We start from the raw sequence: 18,324 nt of genomic DNA on the forward strand, positions 1-18,324 counted from the left end.
ATATTGAAGGGTAACGAAAAGTTAGGTTTTAATGATACTAGCATTTTACTAATGCCAATTATTTTGCAAAAGTAAAGGATTCTAGCTAACGGTTTTAATACTATTGTTCATGTAAAAGAATTCTGTTTGCATTATTTCCTTATTATACTGCTAAAATAAGAAAAAATCATGGACTTTCTAGGGGAAAGTAAGGCATATGAACCATCGATCAATTAGAAACTCCGATCTCGTTGTCAGTGAAATTGCGTATGGCTGTATGTCATTGGGGAGCAACTACACTGAAAACGCACACTTAATTCACCGCGCCCTCGACAACGGTATTACATTATTCGATACCGCCGATTTATATGACCACGGTCAGAATGAATTAATGGTCGGTAAAGCGCTGGCCGGGGTGAGGCAGCAAGTCGTATTAGCCACGAAAGTGGGCAATCAGTGGCGACCCAACGGTTCTGGCTGGGATTGGAATCCAACAAAAGCGTACATCCTGCAAGCCGTTGATGAAAGCCTGCGCCGTTTACAAACAGACTATATTGACCTCTACCAACTCCACGGCGGTACACTTGACGACCCGATCGACGAAACGATAGAAGCGTTTGAGCTGCTAAAGAATCAGGGCAAAATTCGGGAATATGGCATTTCGTCCATTCGCCCGACTGTGACCCGTGAGTGGATAACCCGATCGAACCTGGTGAGCGTAATGATGCAATACAGTTTACTTGACCGCAGGCCCGAAGAGGCATGCTTAGACTTGTTGCACGAGCATCAGATCAGTGTTCTGGCTCGGGGGAGTCTGGCGAAGGGTTTACTGATCAACAAACCGGCTGTTCCGTATCTGAACTATACTGCCCATGAGGTACAACAGGCTGCCGAATCAATTGCGGCCATGTCAAATGCACAGCGTAACCCAGTTGCTACAGCCATTCACTATACATTACATCATCCTGTTGTTGCTTCTGCGGTGGTAGGTATCCGCACACTGGAACAATTGACGGAGGTTATGCAGACGGAAGAAAGTCCAGCATTAACGCAATCAGAATGGAACCAGTTAGCCGACACACTTCCTGCTAACCAATACGACCAACATCGGTAGTTTACGCGGAATACGTGCTTATTACACCGACTCATCATTACGTATATGAACCAATTACGCAACTGTATTTTAGGAATTTCATTTGGGTTAAGTATGGCCGCCCAAGCCCAGTCGGGTAAGGAAATTATGTACGTTGGTACGTATTCTGTTCGGGGCAGTGAGGGCGTTTATGTCTTTGAATTTGATCGGGCTGCGGGTACAATGCAGCCGCTTCAGTCAGTTTCAAACGCGAAAAGCCCTTCTTTTCTAGCCATTCATCCGTCGGGAAAGTACCTGTACTCGGTCAACGAAGGGGCCGATAAACTTGGCGGTGTTAGTGCCTACGCCATTGACAAGGCAACCGGTAAGCTTCAATTTCTGAACGGCCAGTCGTCACTTGGCGGAGGCCCCTGTCACATCAGCATCGATCAGACCGGAAAAACGGCTTTTGTTTCCAATTATGGGGGTGGTAGTTTGGCCGTGCTGCCGATTAACGCCGACGGCACGTTGAGTGCAGCCGCGGATAGCGTTCAGGACGCTGGTACAGGACCTAATGAAAAGCGCCAGGAAAAAGCGCATGTTCACTCAGCAACGCTGGCTCCCGACAATCGATTTGTCTACGTCGCCGACCTGACAACCGATAAGCTGAATATCTTCGATGTAGATGCCAAAGCAAGTACGGTGAAACCCGCTTCAACGCCTTACGTCAGTGTAAAACCTGGTTCAGGGCCGCGCCATTTTACTTTTCATCCGAATGGAAAATATGCTTACCTGGTCGAGGAATTAACGTCAACGGTGGCCGTACTGTCCCGTAATCCGAAAACGGGTGCCTTGACCGTAATTGAGGATAATGTAAAAACGCTGCCTGCTGATTTTACGGGCCAGAATACCAGCGCCGACATCCACATTGACCCGTCGGGCAAGTTTTTATACCAGTCTAACCGGGGCGCTAACACGTTGGCTATTTTCGCCATCGGTAACGATGGGAAGCTGACAAAAGTAGCTGACCAGCCAACAGAAGGTAAAACACCCCGCAATTTCCTGATTGATCCTAAAGGGGATTTTGTTTTTGTGGCTCATCAGGATTCGGACAATATCACGATTTTTAAGCGCGATCAGAAATCGGGCAAGCTAACTTACACGGGTCAGTCGGTGAAAGTTCCGGCCCCGGTTTGTGTGATTATGGCTAGCCGATAACGTAGTTTTGTGGGCTCATTCGCAACAGAATGAGATTTTGCAACTATAAAAATTAACTCTAACTCCCTGTTCTAAATGAAGTATTTTATTGCCATTGGCTTCGTGCTGAGCGTTCTGGCCTTCACGGCTCCAACTAAAACGATCAATCTTTTTAACGGGAAAGATCTTTCCGGATGGAAGATTTATGGTACAGAAAAGTGGTATGTCGAAAATGGAGAACTCATCTGCGAGAGCGGTCCTGATAAGAAGTACGGCTATCTGGCAACCGAAAAATTCTACAAGAACTTTGACCTATCGCTCGAATTCAAACAGGAGGCTAATGGAAACAGCGGGGTGTTTTTCCGCTCCACCATTGATGGCACCAAAATTAGTGGCTGGCAAGTAGAAGTAGCCCCACCCAACCACGACACGGGCGGCATTTACGAATCCTATGGCCGGAACTGGCTCGTGCAGATCCCCGACGAGAAAGAAAACATTCTGAAGCCTGGGGAGTGGAATAAACTTCGCATTCGGGTTGATGGTGATCATGTTCAGACCTATCTCAATGGTACTGAAATGGTCGATCTTCACGACGAAAAAATTGGTAAGGGTGAGGGTTCAGTAGCTCTCCAAATCCACGATGGCGGTGGTATCAAAGTCCGCTGGAAGAACCTCAAACTGCAGCCATTGTAAGTCAACCGATGAATGCCATAGCCCAATGTTATGGCATTCATCGTTTATCACGATTGATATTGCCCGTTTAAGCCGGGATGTAATCTTATTTTCCTAAAGACTCCTCTACATGAAACAGCTCTTTCTCGCTGTCTGTGCCAGCCTGCTCGTTTGTGTTTCTGCCGTTGCCCAGTCGTCTGGGAAGCCGGGCAACTGGCAATCATTATTTAACGGAAAGAACTTTAGCGGTTGGGAAACATACCTGGATAAACCTTATGCTAAAGACAGTCCGGATCGCAAAACGCCACCTTTGGGCTTGAACAACGACCCAAACCATGTGTTTTCAGCAGTTACTGTAGACGGTAAACCCGCTTTGCGGATATCGGGCGAAACCTTTGGCGGTATCAATACACTGGCCGAGTTTGAAAACTACCATCTGCGACTAGAGTTCAAGTGGGGAACCCAGAAATGGCCCCCCAAACTCGACCGCCCCCGCGATAGTGGGCTACTTTACCACAGTGTTGGACCGCATGGTACACCGATGCTGTGGATGGAATCGTTCGAGTTACAGGTTCAGGAGGGCGATTGTGGCGACTACTGGGGTGTCATGAACGTGCTGGCCGATATTACAGCTCGCAAAAATGAAAAGGGGGCCTACGTTTATCAACCTCGAGCTGATCTGGTAACGTTTCAGGATAAAACACCAGTTGGCCGGTCGTGCCTTAAAAATCCCGATAGTGAAAAACCCTCCGGTGAATGGAATGTACTGGAACTTTACTGTTTCGGCGATACCTGCCTGCATGTGATGAACGGAAAAGTCAATTTGGTACTGACACATACGCGCCACCTGGTCAATGGTCAGACAGTTCCACTTACAAAAGGGAAGATTCAACTACAGTCGGAAGGAGCTGAAGTGTTTTACCGAAATATTCAGGTTCAGAACATTAGTGTGTTACCTCCCGAATTGCTTCAGCAGTAGCTAGCTTGTGGAAGAATAAACTAAATCTCACTTAGCAGGTCTTCCAGATCCAGAGAATGTGTATACATTTCAATGGAGCCATCGGGTTTACGAGGCCATTGATCCATTGGGCGATCCCAGTAGAGTTCAACGCCATTCCGATCCGGATCATTGAGGTACAATGCTTCCGACACACCATGATCTGATGCACCGGTAATCGGGTACTTTGCCTCGATAAGTCGCTGTAGGGCAACCGCCAGATCACGGCGGGTAGGGTATAAAATGGCGGTATGAAACAAACCTGCTGCCCGAACAGGGGCTGGTTGAGCATCCTTGCTATACCACGTATTCAACCCAATGTGATGATGGTAACCACCGGCCGAAATAAAGGCCGCTTCTTTCCCATAGGTGGTTATGAGCGAAAAGCCAAGCAGATCGCAGTAGAATGCCAGGGCGCGGTCCAGATCTGAGACCTTGAGATGAACGTGACCAATGCGGGTTTGAGCAGGGATTATATACGAGGACATAGCCTAACAGATTAAGCAGATACGGCTAAATTTAAGTTAATGCACCAACAGAACTGAACAGGCATAATACGATAGATCCTGAACAATGAACGTACTTGACATTATGCTGGCAGGCGTAGTCGGCACAGCACTCATGACGGCCTTCATGTATTTGGTGACTTTCCTGACCGAACGGGTCCTGAAGGTAGTGAAAATTCTGGGGACAATGCTGACCTTTCAAACGTCGCCCGATGGAAAATTGTCAGATAGCCCACGGGCTATTTCAGTCGGTATCATTGCCCACTATTTCATTGGCATACTGTTCGCCTTGTGTTATGCATTACTGTGGTCCTGGGGAATTGGTGGCCCGGATTTACAATCGGGCCTTTGGCTGGGGATTGGCAACGGTCTTGTCGCTATTGCGTTTTGGTATGGATTCTTTGCTATTCACCCAAATCCACCAGCAATTTCACTAAAGCATTATTTGATCACGCTGTTTCTGGGGCATATCGTTTTTGCATTTGGTGTTATCATCGCCTATAATTATCTGAAGTAGCATCATACTACCTGGGTACTTGCCTTCCTGCCGAAGCGGTCTTATTTTTAGGTTAATTTGTTGGCAGATACAATTACTGTATCTGCTTTTGTCGGCGAACCGATTCCTCTCAAAAGTTAACCAAGCTCTTTGAATGTGCACTTCAACAACTTTACTTCTTCGCGTTTTACTGGCTGCTTCATTGACTGCACCGGTATTGGGGCAGACGCAACCGGTTGGCCCGGCACCCAAATTCGCCTTTGCTGAGCCAAGTCTTTCGCCCGATGGGGCCGAAATCGCGTTTGTATCCGGTGGCGATATCTGGACCGTGCCCGCAGCAGGGGGTGAAGCCCGACTGCTGGTATCACATCCCGATAACGAATCGCGACCACTTTATTCACCGGATGGTAAATACCTGGCCTTTACTTCGTCGCGCTCAGGCAACGGCGATATCTACCTGTTGGCACTGGAAACGGGAACGATCAAACGCCTTACCTACGATGATGGCGCTGAAGTGCTTAATGCGTGGTCGCGCGATGGGAAGATGGTCTATTTTCAATCGACCAGTCGCGATATTTCGGGTATGAACGACATTTATCGGGTGCCCATCACAGGGGGTACACCGATGGCAATAACGGCCGACCGTTATGCCAATGAGTTTTACGGAATGCCTTCGCCAGATGGCAAAACGCTGGCTTTTTCGGCGCGGGGCATCGCATCAAACCAGTGGTGGCGCAAAGGGCATAGCCACCTGGATGAATCCGAAATCTGGCTGTATCGTATCGATGCCAAAAAAACAGGTTCGGCTTATGAGCGACTTACCGAAGGCGGAGCCAAAGAGCTGTGGCCGATGTGGAATCAGGATGGGAAAACACTTTTTTACGTATCGGACCGCAGCCAGGGACAAAATTTATGGACACTACCCATTGGTGGCAAGCCCGCAATGCTGACCACGTTCAACAGCGGTCGGGTGTTGTGGCCATCGATTAGTTACGATGGCCGGGCTATTGTCTTTGAGCGTGATTTTCAACTCTGGAAATACGATGTAGCCAGCCGACAGGCCGCTCCTGTTTCGATCCGGCTTCGGGGTGTTGCTGCAAGCCCCGCCATTGAGCACCTGAAACTAACTAATCAGCTTCGCGAAATGGCTTTATCGCCCGACGGGAAAAAAGTTGCTTTCATTGCGCATGGAGAAGTATTTGCCGCATCTGCCAAAGACGGGGGCGATGCTACTCGAATTAGCCATAGCGCAGCCAACGAATCGCAGCCCGTATGGACGCCTAACAGCCGTAGCCTAGTGTATATATCGACCCGCGACGGTGTGGCTCACCTCTACCGCTACGATTTTGCAACGCGCGACGAAACCCGCCTGACAGACGGTTCGCAGGATGATGGATCTCCTGTGTTCTCGCCGGATGGTAAATCGCTGGCTTTTGTTCGAAATGGTCAGGAACTGCGAGTGCTTGACCTAGCAGCAAAAAAAGACCGACTGTTGAAAAAAGCCTATCTGGGCCGTCCGCCGTTTGGGTCTAACGGGTCCGTTGTCTGGTCGCCCGATGGGAAATGGATTGCGTTTGCGTCATATGGTGCCAAAACCTTTCGGAATATCGCCGTGATTCCGTCTGCTGGGGGCGAAAGCAAGCCGGTTAGCTTCCTGGCCAATACCTTTGGCGGTAACGTTAGCTGGAGCCCCGATGGAAAATACATCCTGTTCGGAACAACTCAGCGAACCGAAACCGCGCAAATTGCCCGCATTGATCTGGTTCCGCGTTCGCCTAAGTTCCGGGAAGACCAGTTTCGGGATTTGTTCAATGAAGAAGTCCCCAAGACGCTGAAACCTGCACCGACAACACCCGCCACCGCCAAAACGAATCCCCGCGATACCACTGCGCGAGCGCTGGGCGATACGGCTAAAATAGAGAAGGGAGGACCTGCAAAAATCGTTTTTGAGGATATTCGTCAACGGTTGAGTCTGTTGCCCGTTGGCGTAGATGTAGATGCACATACAATCAGTAAAGACGGAAAAACGCTGTTATTGATCGCAACCGTAGCCGGTCAGCAGAATTTATATACCTACTCGCTTGATGAACTGGGCCGCGAGCAGAGTGTAGCGCGCCAACTTACCTCAACTGCTGGAACTAAAAATGGTGCGCAATTTTCGCCCGATGGGAAAGAGATTTTCTATTTGGAACAGGGCCGAATTCAGTCTATAACCCTGGACAGACGAGAAGCTAAACCGCTAAACGTGACAGCGGAAATGGACGTCGATTTCAGCGATGAAAAAGTACAGGTTTTCCGGCAGGCCTGGGATATTCAGAGCAAAGGTTTTTACGATTCTACCTTCCACGGCGCCGACTGGAAAGCGGTTCGGGCCGAGTATGAGCCATTGGCGGCTGGTGCCCGTACACCCGATGAGCTTCGTCGTCTGATTAGCCTGATGTTAGGCGAACTGAATGCATCGCACTCGGGTATCTCGGCACCGGCGGGTTCCGTTCAAACGACTACGGGCCGCATTGGGCTTCGTTTCGACCGGGACGAATACGAAAATAAGGGTAAGTTGAAAATCACGGAGGTTATTGCGCTGAGTCCAGCCGCCCTGTCTGGCACGATTAAACCTGGCGATTACTTAGTGGCTATCGACGATACGAAAATAACGGCCTCGACCAATCTTGATCAGCTTCTCGAAAACCAGGTGAACCGGCGAATTTCGCTGATGGTAGCTCCTTCGGCTGATGGAACTCCGCGCGAGGTGACCATCCGGCCAGTCAATCAAACGACAGAGAAAGGACTGCTTTACAAACAGTGGGTACAACAGCAACGTCAGTATGTCGATAAGGTCAGTGGTGGGCGGCTCGGCTACGTACACATGTATGATATGTCGGCCGAATCGCTGGCGCAGCTGAGTCTCGATCTGGATGCTGATAATCACGCTCGTGAAGGCGTTGTCGTTGACGTTCGGAATAACAATGGCGGTTTCGTGAATGCGTATGCGCTTGATGTGTTTACCCGGAAAGGATACATGACCATGACCTCACGCGGACTACCGTCGGCCCCGGCCCGGACACAGCTGGGTCAGCGAGCACTGGAAACGCCAACCATTCTGGTAACGAATCAGCACTCGCTCTCCGATGCTGAAGATTTCACAGAAGGCTACCGGACGCTTAAAGTTGGTAAGGTAGTTGGCGAACCAACGGCGGGATGGATTATCTACACATCGGCTGCGCAACTCATCGATGGCTCAAATCTGCGGCTTCCATTTTCCAAGATTACGGACAATACCGGCAAAAATATGGAGCTGGCTCCCCGACCGGTAGATATTACCGTATCGCGCCCAATTGGCGAAAGCTATACCGATAAAAATAGCCAGCTGGATACTGCCGTAGCCGAATTGCTGAAAGAACTGAACGAAGCGAAAGCATCTAAACTGAGCAGCGGCAAATAATAAGTGGGGGAGAGGTGCAGTTCGTTTCCTTTCTCCTAACTCTATTCGTGGAATATCAGCAGAAAATAGGCACCTTCGTCTGAGGTGCCTTCTTCTTTTATGACCCAGCCCTGCGTTTGATAGAACGATATTGCATTCGTATTTTGCTGTAAGCATTTGAGGGTTGCCGGTCGTTCCAGTTTCTCCAGACATCCGGCAAGCAGGGCTCTCCCAATGCCCTGACGAAAAAAATGCGGATCGACGTAGAGGTTGTGGATGAAATTATCCGGTGGCCACCACGAAACAAAGCCAATGGGTCTTTCGTCTGATATGGCCACCAATACTACCTCATCCTGCGTTGCCTTATCGAAGTCATCGAGCTTGGCTGTCGATGCATCAAGCCATGTGAACGTCTGAGTGCGTGAGTTCAGATAAAGTTGCCGCAAATCGGCTAAATAGTCTGTATGCATGCCACAAATTCGCCAATCCATGAGTTCCTCGTTTTGCTAAAATAGACTAGCTACCTGGTAGCTCTTTACTGAATACTATACGCCTGGCAGGTGGTGTTTCAGGCTATGGCCAGATTCGGTTGGTGTATCTTTCCGTTCAATAAGTGCTATGAGTGAGTGGCAGCTGTATTGGTTTGATAACCCGTAGCTTTCAGGCGAAAAAAAATTAGTCATGCCCTTTTCCCGTACACTTGCGCTTTGGTTGGTTATTTGTTTTCCCGTAACCAGATTAAGCGCTCAATCTTCTCAGACATCAATGACCGGAGAGTATTATCTGACCGGAGTGCGCGAAGTCGGCTCAGGTATCAAATTGAACGCCGATTCTACGTTTGAATTCTTCTTTGCATATGGAGCACTCGACCGCTTCGGGAAAGGTACCTGGAAACAGCGCGATAAACAGATTATCTTAACCAGCCGCCCTCGTCCGCCCAAAGATTTTGCACTCATTACCAGTCGGAAAACGCCAGATAAAGGGATTACTATTCGTATAGTTGATCCCAACAAACAACTACTTCGTTACGTGGAATGCACGACCAGAAATGGTACTGATGTTCATCGGGAAATGGCAAATGCCGACGGTGATGTGCATTTCGCCAGCTTATCAGCCGAAGCAATTTCGTTGCGGTTCGAGCTATGCCCGGACCGTTATTCGGTCTTCACGATTGATTCAAAAGCACATAACTATTTTGAATTCCGGTTTGAACCCTGGATCGTGGAAGTATTTTTCGAGAATATACCTTATACGATTTCCGGCAAAGATATGGAAGGCCCACATCCGCTGCTTGAGCCGGGAAAAACGTATTCGTTTGTGCACAATTAGACCACACTTTGTAAGATTAGGCTAGTGGGCTCGATTGAAAACAAATAGGTCACTGAATGCCCATTTGCCATCTTTGGATTGGCCACGCTGTATGACCAACTGGTCTTTTGATCGCTTTTCGTAAATAATTCGAATCGATCCATCTTCTTTCTCGAACAGAGCATAGTCTTTTTTTGCTTCGATAAACGTGTATCGATCCTGCTTATCTTTTTCTTCCTGCCCGATCAGGCCGGGCTTGAAGTGCTTGACCAGGGCAATTGGGCCACGCTCGGTTTGTTCGAAGATCAACATTTCGTACATCGTAACTTTGTTGTCTTTCATCATCCGGATGAAACCAGTCAGGTTATCACCAGCGGGTGCAATCCATACCGCATCAATGGGCCCACCACTGAACGTTCCCTGCCAGTGCCCTTCCAGAAAGCTCATATCAGATAAAGTGCCGGTTTTAGAAGCTGTTTGGGCATTTGTAATACGGGTTGCCAGGAGGCATAGCAAGCAGAAGAAAGCCAGTCTAAACGTTTTCATTACTACGAAAAAGTGTTGTTAATAGTAAGGAAAGCACAAAAGATAAAATTTATACGGTAGTAGTGCATCTTTTTGGGCTGGGTTGACACGTACAATAGTTTTTTTTGATAAACAGGTAGGAAATAAAAACGACCCGGCACGATTAATGATGGAGAATATGATATATAGCGTACTGATTTTCAATCAACAATCCTGTTTAAAGTTGCCATGAAATCGAAAGATAAACAACAAATTGCTGACGAGATAAGAGCTAAAGTAGCTGAGCTGGAAATGTTAATTGTAGCAGCAGAATCGTTGGGGCTGACCGTAAAATTATCAGGTAGAACAGTTGTTAATAGTATATTTCGTCCTGAGACTCCATTAACGGTTGAAATTCACCACTATCAGACTCAACAGTATTAAAGTTTTATATTAAGCGTTTCTAAAAGAGTGACAACCAAATGCATGCTATCGTCAGTTACTCCGACAACCGTGCCACAGGCAGTGCATTGAACAAAATACAGTTGGTATACACTATTCTTGACCGGAGCCGGTTGTAGCTCAAAAGCTGTATGCTGACAACGTGGACATCTGGATTTAGCCATGAGTTAACTATGGATTAGAGAGGAGGATATGCTTAATGGGTCATAAAAATTGGTGCGGCTAGAGAAATTTTTAAACGGATACCACTTATAAGGTATCAATATTGCCCAATTATACTCAAGGAAATGATAAATGAGAATTTTATATATGACTATTATTTATAATATGGCTCTTTCTTATTTCTGTAAAATTCAAGTTTTGTTAAAAGTAAATGAATATAAGTAAAGATAATGTTTGGTCAATTTTGCAAAATGGATACTAATGCAGCTGATAATTAGCTTGATTAATGAGCACGCAACGTCAATAACGTTGCGTAATAAGAATATATCTTAGCGTAATGGCAAAGTAACACCATGTATATACTATTTAATAATTATTGATTGTGCATCTTGCTCAAGTTTGCCTGCACGTTGATTCTTTTATATGATAAAATTATCTTTTTTTAAGAATAGATAATTTCTTCTAATTAAGAGAATCTATCATAGTTTGTATTCTTTAGATTAAAATACAACTAATTTATGTATTTTAACTTTGAGTGACTATAGTTGGTATTTACTTTTTATTTAATTATTAACTATAAAGGATATTTATTTTCACATATATAAATAGTTAAAATGAGCGATTAGATTGATTTTTGAAAAAAAGCGGCTATTTCGCTGAAATACTATAATTTCTCTATACCACTAAATAAAAAAACAAAAGGTGTAATTTTTTACGGATCACTTTAGTCATTAAAGAACAGTAATTAGTAACACCTGTTGCCGAAAATTTATAATTGACATAGCAGCCTACCTGGCAACATGCCCACTGGCCGAATGGGGAGTTATTTACCAATAACCTGCTTTTCTATAAGCAAGATAAAGATGTGAATGACTTTTATGTGGATTTCCTGAATTCGATCAGCGTAACCAAAATGTGGAACACGAATCTCCACATCTGCTTTTCCGGCAAGCTTGCCACCGTCTTTTCCCGTTAACAAAATTACGTGCATCCCTTTCGACCGGGCCGCTTCTACGGCTCTAATTACATTGGCCGAATTACCACTTGTGCTTAAGCCGAGTAAAACATCACCTTCGTTACCAAGGCCTTCAATAAATCGGGAAAACACAAATTCATAGCCATAATCATTGCTTACGCAGGAGATATGACTCACATCAGAAATGGCAATTGCGGCCAGCGAGCGCCGATCGTCGCGATAGCGTCCAGAAAGTTCTTCCGCAAAGTGCATGGCATCGCAATGAGATCCGCCGTTGCCGCAGGATATAATTTTACGGCCTTTTTTTAGCGCATCGGCCATCAGCCGGGCGGCCTGGTCGATCGCTGTAAGATTGTCGGAATTGCTGAGAAATGTATCTAAAACTGACTGTGCTTCAGTCAGTTCATGGCGAATAATATCAAGCATTGAAAAGTAGTTTTAAACTGTCTACTGCCAATGTTCAGTTGATGAAGCAGCAAACGGAGGCCAAAGTTGGCTACTATAGACTGAAAACTCAAAACTGAAGGCGAAAATCTGATTTTAAAAGACCCAATTTCGATATGGAAGATTCCAGCGGAGCGCGAAACTGGCTAACTTGTCGGTATAGCTATCAGGCTGGTATTCGCTGTCTTTGAAGCGATATAATAAGCGACCTTCCAGAAAAATATTGTGCCGAATCATATAGGAAGCCCGAAGGTCGGCATAGGTAACAATGGTTTTTCGGCCCTGCCCAATGAAGTTTCCTTCATTTCGAACATTACTGTAGTAATCTAACAAAATATTGCCACCATAATTACGGCCGGGTATATCGGCTCCATACATCATGACACCAAAAATTCCGTTTCCAGACCATTTTTTCTGCTGGTAACGCACTATACCAAGCCCTTCAACAAAGTTAGCGCCGAGCGGATGAGCCATTGGCTGGCTATAGTGCGCGTAATTGCCCTGCCCTGCCGACGAAAAGGTTGTATTGAAATGCGAATAGGTATAAGGTCGGGCTAAGTTTAGTTCGGTCTGAATATCGAGATTAGGTACGTTAAAGGCATCGATGTATTTTGCCCCAAGCTGAAACGCAAATTTATTCGTCCAATTCCCTTTGCCAGACATCAGCTCACTGAGCCTGAATTCGTCTAACAGGAATTGGCTATAAACCAGAAACTGAGTTAGGAAATTCGCTTTGAAGTCGATCCCGATCATGGCATTGTCGGCACTCCCTCTATACGATTCTACGAAGCGATAGAAGATGATTGGGTTCAGATAGTTTATATCCAGGCGATCCCGACTAAATACTTCAGCTTCGAACACGCCCACGTTGATCTTTGGGCTTATATTAATGCTGATATGGTGCATTGCCGCAAACTTTTGCGGAATGAGCATATTAGGGAGTACGCTTTCCTGGGTATTCTGTAGTTCGGTGAAAAGATTTGTATACTGGATTTTACGACCTAGCTGCGTCGTTAACTTTAGAAATAAATAAGGGGCACTATTATCGGAAAGCAGTAGAGAACGAAATCCATTTCCGAAGAAGTTTCTATCGTGACCAAACTGGAGGTTTATAATTTTTAAAATATTGAGCGTAAAGTAACCACGTGCCGTCAGAAAGTCTGCGCCGTTTTGGCGGTAAATTTTGGTAAATCCTTCGCCTGGGGCAAACCCTCCGCCTACCTCCGGACGGTATATCCGGGCATAATCATTAATATAATAAGGGTAAATGGCCTGGTTGTCGGCGAAGAATGTGTAGAAACCAAGTTTTTTGCCAATTGTACCTCTCACTTCCAGACCGCGGGTATTCACAAAAGGATACCTTAATGACTCATTGGTGGGCGATTCCGGATTAGGAGCCTGTTCGCCCCCAATACCAAAATAGACAACGGGATTCACATGGAGGTCAAAATCAGGCGTCTGTAGGCTATAGAAATCGGCTTTTTTGCGATAAAATGACCGAAGAAAAGGTATTTTTCCACTCAGCGGTTTTTTACTGTCACCGGGAGCCGGTGGTGGCAGCAAATGCTTCGTAAAAGGATCGCGGGTCAGCGAATCGGTCGACGGCCGGGTCCATTCCCAGCTATCATCCCGCAGGTAATTAAAGTTGAAGTAGTCTGTATCAGAAAAGGGTCGGCCAGGTTTCGTAAGCAGGCTATCGGTGAGCTGAATAATACTCTGGCGATTATAGGGTTTTACGGAGCTGTGAAAACCTTCGGCCCATTGACCCTGCCGAATTTCCAGTCGATCGATTAGATGGTAATAGTCCGCATTGAGAGGTACAAATGGACTCTGGGACCAGACTGGAAAGGATACTACTAAAAAACCAAATACGTAAAAAAAACGCTGCATACAAGTTACCGGATAGCTCACTCCACTCCGTTCATCCACACAATTTGCTTTATCTGAGCGACAAATTAGGCAATTGGTTTGGATATACGCCAGTCATCCGGCTAATTTACGGAGAAAGACCCCTGTTATCTATGTTTGTTTTTGCGCAACAGCCCTCGCTGGTTAATCAATTCGTGGCCGAACTTCGTGATGTTTCGATCCAGAAAGACCGTTTACGCTTTCGTCGAAATCTCGAGCGGATCGGTGAATTGATGGCTTATGAAATTTCAAAGACGCTTCCTTACCATAATGTTTCTATAAAAACGCCACTCGGCATTTCTGAAACACAACTGCTTAGACAACAGCCGGTTCTGGCGACGATATTGCGGGCTGGTCTGCCTTTTCATCAAGGATTAGCCAATTATTTCGACCAGGCAGAAAACGCTTTTGCGGGCGCTTATCGGGGGTATAGTGCCAGCGATAGTGATGAGTTCGAGATTACAATGGATTACATTGTCAGCCCGGATATAAGCGGTAAAACTCTTATTCTAAGTGACCCAATGCTGGCTACGGGCCGTTCGCTAGAAAAAATATATCATGCTATGCTTCGCTACGGAATTCCGGCACAAACGCATATTGCCGCTATAATTGCCAGCCCGGAAGGAGTTCGTCATGTGCAGCGCCAATTACCCCAATGTCATCTCTGGCTTGGGGCTATCGATAGTCACCTGAACGAACATTCGTACATTGTTCCCGGACTTGGTGACGCAGGTGATCTGGCGTATGGAGGGAAAGTGTAAAGCGACGTATGGTTCAGGATGTATGATATATTCTGACTTCCAGAAGAGATTCATCATACATCCTCACTCATTGATTACCGGAGGTCAACGACTTCAACGCCCGGATACTTTGATTTGTCGAAGATGAAATCCGAATCGGCTACATTGGCGTTCGGCGTAAACTTCGTAATAGTGTAGGTAGTTCGCTTGCCGTCTTTATTAATGATCAGCCAGTTACGAACTGATTTGTCGGCTTTGTCTACCGAAATCTGAATGGTTGAAATTGGGCTCTTCTGCCGGTTTGGAGTCAGTTCGATGACTTCGAGGGTACGGCCGTTCTGCTTTTGCTCCTTTAAAAAACGGTAATCGAACCCACGTTTATAGATGGTGTAAATCTGGGTAGGATTAAGTTCGCCAGCAGCGCCATCTTCATAATCCTGTACATTCACTTCATTGGATTCTTTGATGTAGGTAGACATCGTTTGCCCGTCGGAGAAAACTTCCTGGCCTCCTAGTTTCAACCGGAACTTCGAATTCTTTACGCTTAAGTCACCCTTATAGGATTCATTTGCCCCAGCTCCGACACTGGCATAGGTGAAGGTGGCCTGGTATGATTTCAGGGATTTATACTGTTTGCTCATTGCATCCAGAATGCCCTTCGCCCGCTTATCCTTCTGAGCTACTGCGGGTAGTGCCATCACTACTGCCAGCCCCAGCATCCATGCTACTTTTTTCATTTTTATGTAGTTACTCTTAAATTCAGGTTGTGAAGACAACTGACCGTACGAGCTATCTTATTGTAATTAGACTAGAAAACAACACGAAAAGTTTAATTTGATCCATTTAATTAGGAACTGTTAACGTGCTGATTGACTGTCTAGTCTCCCTTCAGGCGTTTCAGGATTTCTTCCAGCATTTGCAGATCCTGAACGAGTACATCGCGGGCTTTGCTGCCCTCAAAAGACCCCACAATTTTGGCCGCTTCTAATTGGTCGATAAGCCGCCCGGCGCGGTTGTAGCCAAGCTTGAGTTTGCGCTGAATGAGTGACGTACTTCCCTGCTGATGAATAACAATCAGCCGGGCGGCCTCATCAAACATTGGGTCCCGATTGTCGAGATCTACGTCTTTATCGTCGCTCTGACCTCCATCATCGCCAATAAATTCCGGTAACGCATAAGCCTCATCATAGCCGCGCTGATTACCTACAAAATCGCAGAGATCTTCAATTTCGTTGGTATCCACAAATGGACACTGTAAGCGGATAATATCGGAGTTCGACGAAAGCAACATATCTCCCATACCGACTAACTGCTCTGCTCCGCCTGTATCCAGAATTGTCCGTGAATCGATCTTCGATGTTACTTTAAACGATAGACGGGCCGGGAAGTTCGCTTTGATCAGACCGGTAATAACATTCACCGACGGACGTTGCGTAGCCACAACCAGGTGAATCCCGATAGCCCGTGCTAACTGCGCCAGTCGGGCAATGGGTTGCTCCACTTCTTTGCCAGCAGTCATCATCAAATCGGCCAGCTCATCGACAATTAAGACAATGTAGGGAAGAAAGCGGTGGCCTTTTTCGGGGTTCAACCGACGTTTTACAAACTTCGCATTGTATTCTTTCAGATTCCGGCAACCGCCATCTTTTAGCAGGTTGTACCGATTATCCATCTCGATGCACAGCGAATTAAGGGTGTTTACGACCTTTTTCGTATCGGTAATAATCGGCTCCTCCGAATCGGGGAGCTTTGCCAGAAAATGCCGTTCGAGCTTATTGAACAACGTCAGTTCGACCTTTTTGGGGTCTACAAGTACCAATTTTAGCTGCGACGGATGCTTTTTGTAAATCAGCGAGGTGAGCAGCACATTTAATCCCACCGATTTACCCTGACCGGTAGCCCCAGCCATCAGCAAGTGCGGCATTTTAGCCAGGTCAGCAACGTAAATCTCGTTGGATATGGTCTTGCCCAATACGATCGGTAAATCGAATTTACTGCTCGTAAAAATGTCGCTCGTGATAACCGATCGCATCGAGACCATTTCACGATTCTTGTTCGGCACCTCAATACCAATAGTACCCATGCCCGGCATTGGCGCAATGATCCGAATGCCCAGCGCCGACAGGTTAAGCGCTATGTCGTCTTCAAGGCTTTTGATTTTAGAAATTCGGACGCCTTTGGCCGGAACAATTTCATAAAGCGTGACCGTTGGCCCGATCGATGCCTGAATGGAGTCGATTTCAATACCAAAATTACGCAGCGTGGTTTCAATGCGTTCTTTATTGGCTGTCAGCTCATCTTCCGAAACCTGCGCCTTGCGTGTGTTCTGGTATTCGGTAAGCAGGTCATTCGTTGGGTATTGATATTGGGGCAGGTCGAGAGTTGGGTCATAGAGACCATGAGTAGCAACCAGATCATCGTCTTCGAATGGATCTGGTTCAAAGGTCGGCGCTGGCGTTGCGCCAAGTTCTTCGGGTTCAGATACCGGATCATCAGTGACCGATTCCCGGTTTTTGATCGTCAGGGTAACGCCCGTCGACTTCGCAATAATTTCAGGCACTGATGCCTCCTGATGATTCACATCACTCAATGGATTACTGGGCGAAGAAATATCGTCTTCAGGAACAGGTACTGAGTGCGAAAAATCAATCGGAGCTGTATAATCCGGAACCGTTTCCTCATAGTCCGCTTCGCTCTCTTCATACGATTGTAGCGTATCGTCAGGGCGTTTAGGCGATTTCGGGCGAACGCTACCGGCCAGGTTAGGCGCGGAAAAACTGGGGAGTTTTATATTTCTGACATCGAAGAAATAAACGACGAACAGAAACAAAACAAAGCCAATAAATGCCAGATTCCCCCAGCCAAACAGGCTATAGAGCGCAACATTGAACTCATAGCCAATGCCGCCACACCAGATGCTGTCCGTTTCAGCAGAATCGGTAACGAGAACAATATAACCCAGTAGCAAACTGCTCCAGACCGACAGAAAAAGCAAACCCGCCGTAGCCCGACTCAGTGGTAATAGTTCTCGGCGGAGGGTAAGTTTATAGCCCGCCAAAAACATAATGATGGGCAGTGTCAATGCGCCAACGCCGAACCATCGGAACACAAATACATGGGCAACGAAAGCACCTACCAGACCAACCCAGTTGCGGGTTTCAGGACCTGATTCGGCCAATGGCTGAGAAAACGCCGAGCCAACTACACTCTGATCGGCCTGGCCGGTAATCAGGTATGATATAAAGGCAACGAATAGGCCAACTGCCAGCAGCATAAGTAAAACGCCTAACGTGAGGGTTGAGCGCTGGTCGCTAAACCAACTATCCAGCGCGGCTCCCCAGTCAAAAGATGGTCGCGGCTCCCGCAGACGACCTGCCGAGCCGTTGTCGCGGCTTGGTCGGGGCGCGTTCTGTCGGTTGCGATCTGGAGTAGGCTGACGAACTGTATTCTGTCGTGATGATATCGTAGGTTGTGCCATGC

16 protein-coding genes are annotated in these 18,324 nt (G+C 46.8%); 9 read left to right on the forward strand and 7 right to left on the reverse strand.

Translation table 11 applies throughout. From position 1 onward, the window contains the following. Nucleotides 1-196 precede the first annotated feature (196 nt). The 4 genes from GJR95_RS25915 (at nt 197) to GJR95_RS25930 (ending at nt 3,899) form a co-directional block, all read left to right on the forward strand. Nucleotides 197-1,093, forward strand: coding sequence for an aldo/keto reductase (locus GJR95_RS25915; protein WP_162388620.1), 897 nt, complete (start codon nt 197-199; stop codon nt 1,091-1,093). 45 nt (nt 1,094-1,138) lie between these two features. Then, nucleotides 1,139-2,269 (forward strand): lactonase family protein, encoded by a 1,131-nt coding sequence (locus tag GJR95_RS25920; protein ID WP_174260228.1) that lies wholly within the window; start codon nt 1,139-1,141, stop codon nt 2,267-2,269. 75 nt (nt 2,270-2,344) lie between these two features. Next, nucleotides 2,345-2,941: a 3-keto-disaccharide hydrolase gene (locus GJR95_RS25925; protein WP_162388621.1), complete on the forward strand. Its 597-nt coding sequence runs from the start codon at nt 2,345-2,347 to the stop codon at nt 2,939-2,941. Between the two features lie 109 nt (nt 2,942-3,050). Next, the gene (locus tag GJR95_RS25930) at nt 3,051-3,899 is read left to right on the forward strand and encodes a 3-keto-disaccharide hydrolase (RefSeq protein ID WP_162388622.1); all 849 of its coding nucleotides are present in this window, start codon (nt 3,051-3,053) and stop codon (nt 3,897-3,899) included. 20 nt (nt 3,900-3,919) lie between these two features. Here GJR95_RS25930 and GJR95_RS25935 read toward each other — a convergent pair whose 3' ends face one another. After that, nucleotides 3,920-4,405, reverse strand: coding sequence for a VOC family protein (locus GJR95_RS25935; RefSeq protein WP_162388623.1), 486 nt, complete (start codon nt 4,403-4,405; stop codon nt 3,920-3,922). An 85-nt stretch (nt 4,406-4,490) separates the two neighbouring features. Here GJR95_RS25935 and GJR95_RS25940 point away from each other — a divergent pair, with 85 nt between their 5' ends. Then, nucleotides 4,491-4,940: a hypothetical protein gene (locus tag GJR95_RS25940; protein ID WP_162388624.1), complete on the forward strand. Its 450-nt coding sequence runs from the start codon at nt 4,491-4,493 to the stop codon at nt 4,938-4,940. 133 nt (nt 4,941-5,073) lie between these two features. After that, entirely contained in the window at nt 5,074-8,361 is a 3,288-nt protein-coding gene (locus GJR95_RS25945; RefSeq protein ID WP_162388625.1) for a S41 family peptidase, read from the forward strand. A 41-nt stretch (nt 8,362-8,402) separates the two neighbouring features. Here the strand turns inward: GJR95_RS25945 and GJR95_RS25950 are convergent, their stop codons facing one another. Further along, nucleotides 8,403-8,831 (reverse strand): GNAT family N-acetyltransferase, encoded by a 429-nt coding sequence (locus GJR95_RS25950; protein ID WP_162388626.1) that lies wholly within the window; start codon nt 8,829-8,831, stop codon nt 8,403-8,405. Nucleotides 8,832-9,105: 274 nt separating this feature from the next. Here GJR95_RS25950 and GJR95_RS25955 point away from each other — a divergent pair, with 274 nt between their 5' ends. After that, nucleotides 9,106-9,669 carry a hypothetical protein gene (locus tag GJR95_RS25955; RefSeq protein WP_162388627.1) on the forward strand — a complete coding sequence of 188 codons (564 nt, stop codon included), beginning with the start codon at nt 9,106-9,108 and terminating at the stop codon, nt 9,667-9,669. 21 nt (nt 9,670-9,690) lie between these two features. On the opposite strand, the gene GJR95_RS25960 is transcribed toward GJR95_RS25955, so the two are convergent. After that, complete coding sequence (locus tag GJR95_RS25960) at nt 9,691-10,194, reverse strand: DUF6265 family protein (RefSeq protein WP_162388628.1); 504 nt, start codon at nt 10,192-10,194, stop codon at nt 9,691-9,693. Nucleotides 10,195-10,401: 207 nt separating this feature from the next. On the opposite strand from GJR95_RS25960, the gene GJR95_RS25965 reads away from it, so the two are divergent. Beyond that, a complete protein-coding gene (locus tag GJR95_RS25965; RefSeq protein WP_162388629.1) occupies nt 10,402-10,596 on the forward strand; it encodes a hypothetical protein in 195 nt (64 codons plus the stop codon). Between the two features lie 1,003 nt (nt 10,597-11,599). Here the strand turns inward: GJR95_RS25965 and lpcA are convergent. Beyond that, nucleotides 11,600-12,178 carry a D-sedoheptulose 7-phosphate isomerase gene (lpcA, locus tag GJR95_RS25970; RefSeq protein ID WP_162388630.1) on the reverse strand — a complete coding sequence of 193 codons (579 nt, stop codon included), beginning with the start codon at nt 12,176-12,178 and terminating at the stop codon, nt 11,600-11,602. 114 nt (nt 12,179-12,292) lie between these two features. Further along, a complete protein-coding gene (locus tag GJR95_RS25975) occupies nt 12,293-14,086 on the reverse strand; it encodes a hypothetical protein (RefSeq protein ID WP_162388631.1) in 1,794 nt (597 codons plus the stop codon). A 131-nt stretch (nt 14,087-14,217) separates the two neighbouring features. Between GJR95_RS25975 and upp the strand changes: the two genes are divergently transcribed. Next, nucleotides 14,218-14,865: a uracil phosphoribosyltransferase gene (upp, locus tag GJR95_RS25980; protein WP_162388632.1), complete on the forward strand. Its 648-nt coding sequence runs from the start codon at nt 14,218-14,220 to the stop codon at nt 14,863-14,865. Between the two features lie 74 nt (nt 14,866-14,939). Here upp and GJR95_RS25985 read toward each other — a convergent pair whose 3' ends face one another. Together GJR95_RS25985 and GJR95_RS25990 are read right to left on the reverse strand one after the other, a co-directional pair. Then, complete coding sequence (locus GJR95_RS25985; RefSeq protein WP_162388633.1) at nt 14,940-15,581, reverse strand: LolA family protein; 642 nt, start codon at nt 15,579-15,581, stop codon at nt 14,940-14,942. A 140-nt stretch (nt 15,582-15,721) separates the two neighbouring features. Continuing rightward, nucleotides 15,722-18,322, reverse strand: a complete 2,601-nt coding sequence (locus GJR95_RS25990; protein WP_162388634.1) for an FtsK/SpoIIIE family DNA translocase — start codon at nt 18,320-18,322, stop codon at nt 15,722-15,724. Nucleotides 18,323-18,324 lie beyond the last annotated feature (2 nt).

Origin of the sequence: Spirosoma endbachense (genome assembly GCF_010233585.1) — a bacterium.
GTDB classification, from domain to species: Bacteria; Bacteroidota; Bacteroidia; order Cytophagales; family Spirosomataceae; genus Spirosoma; species Spirosoma endbachense.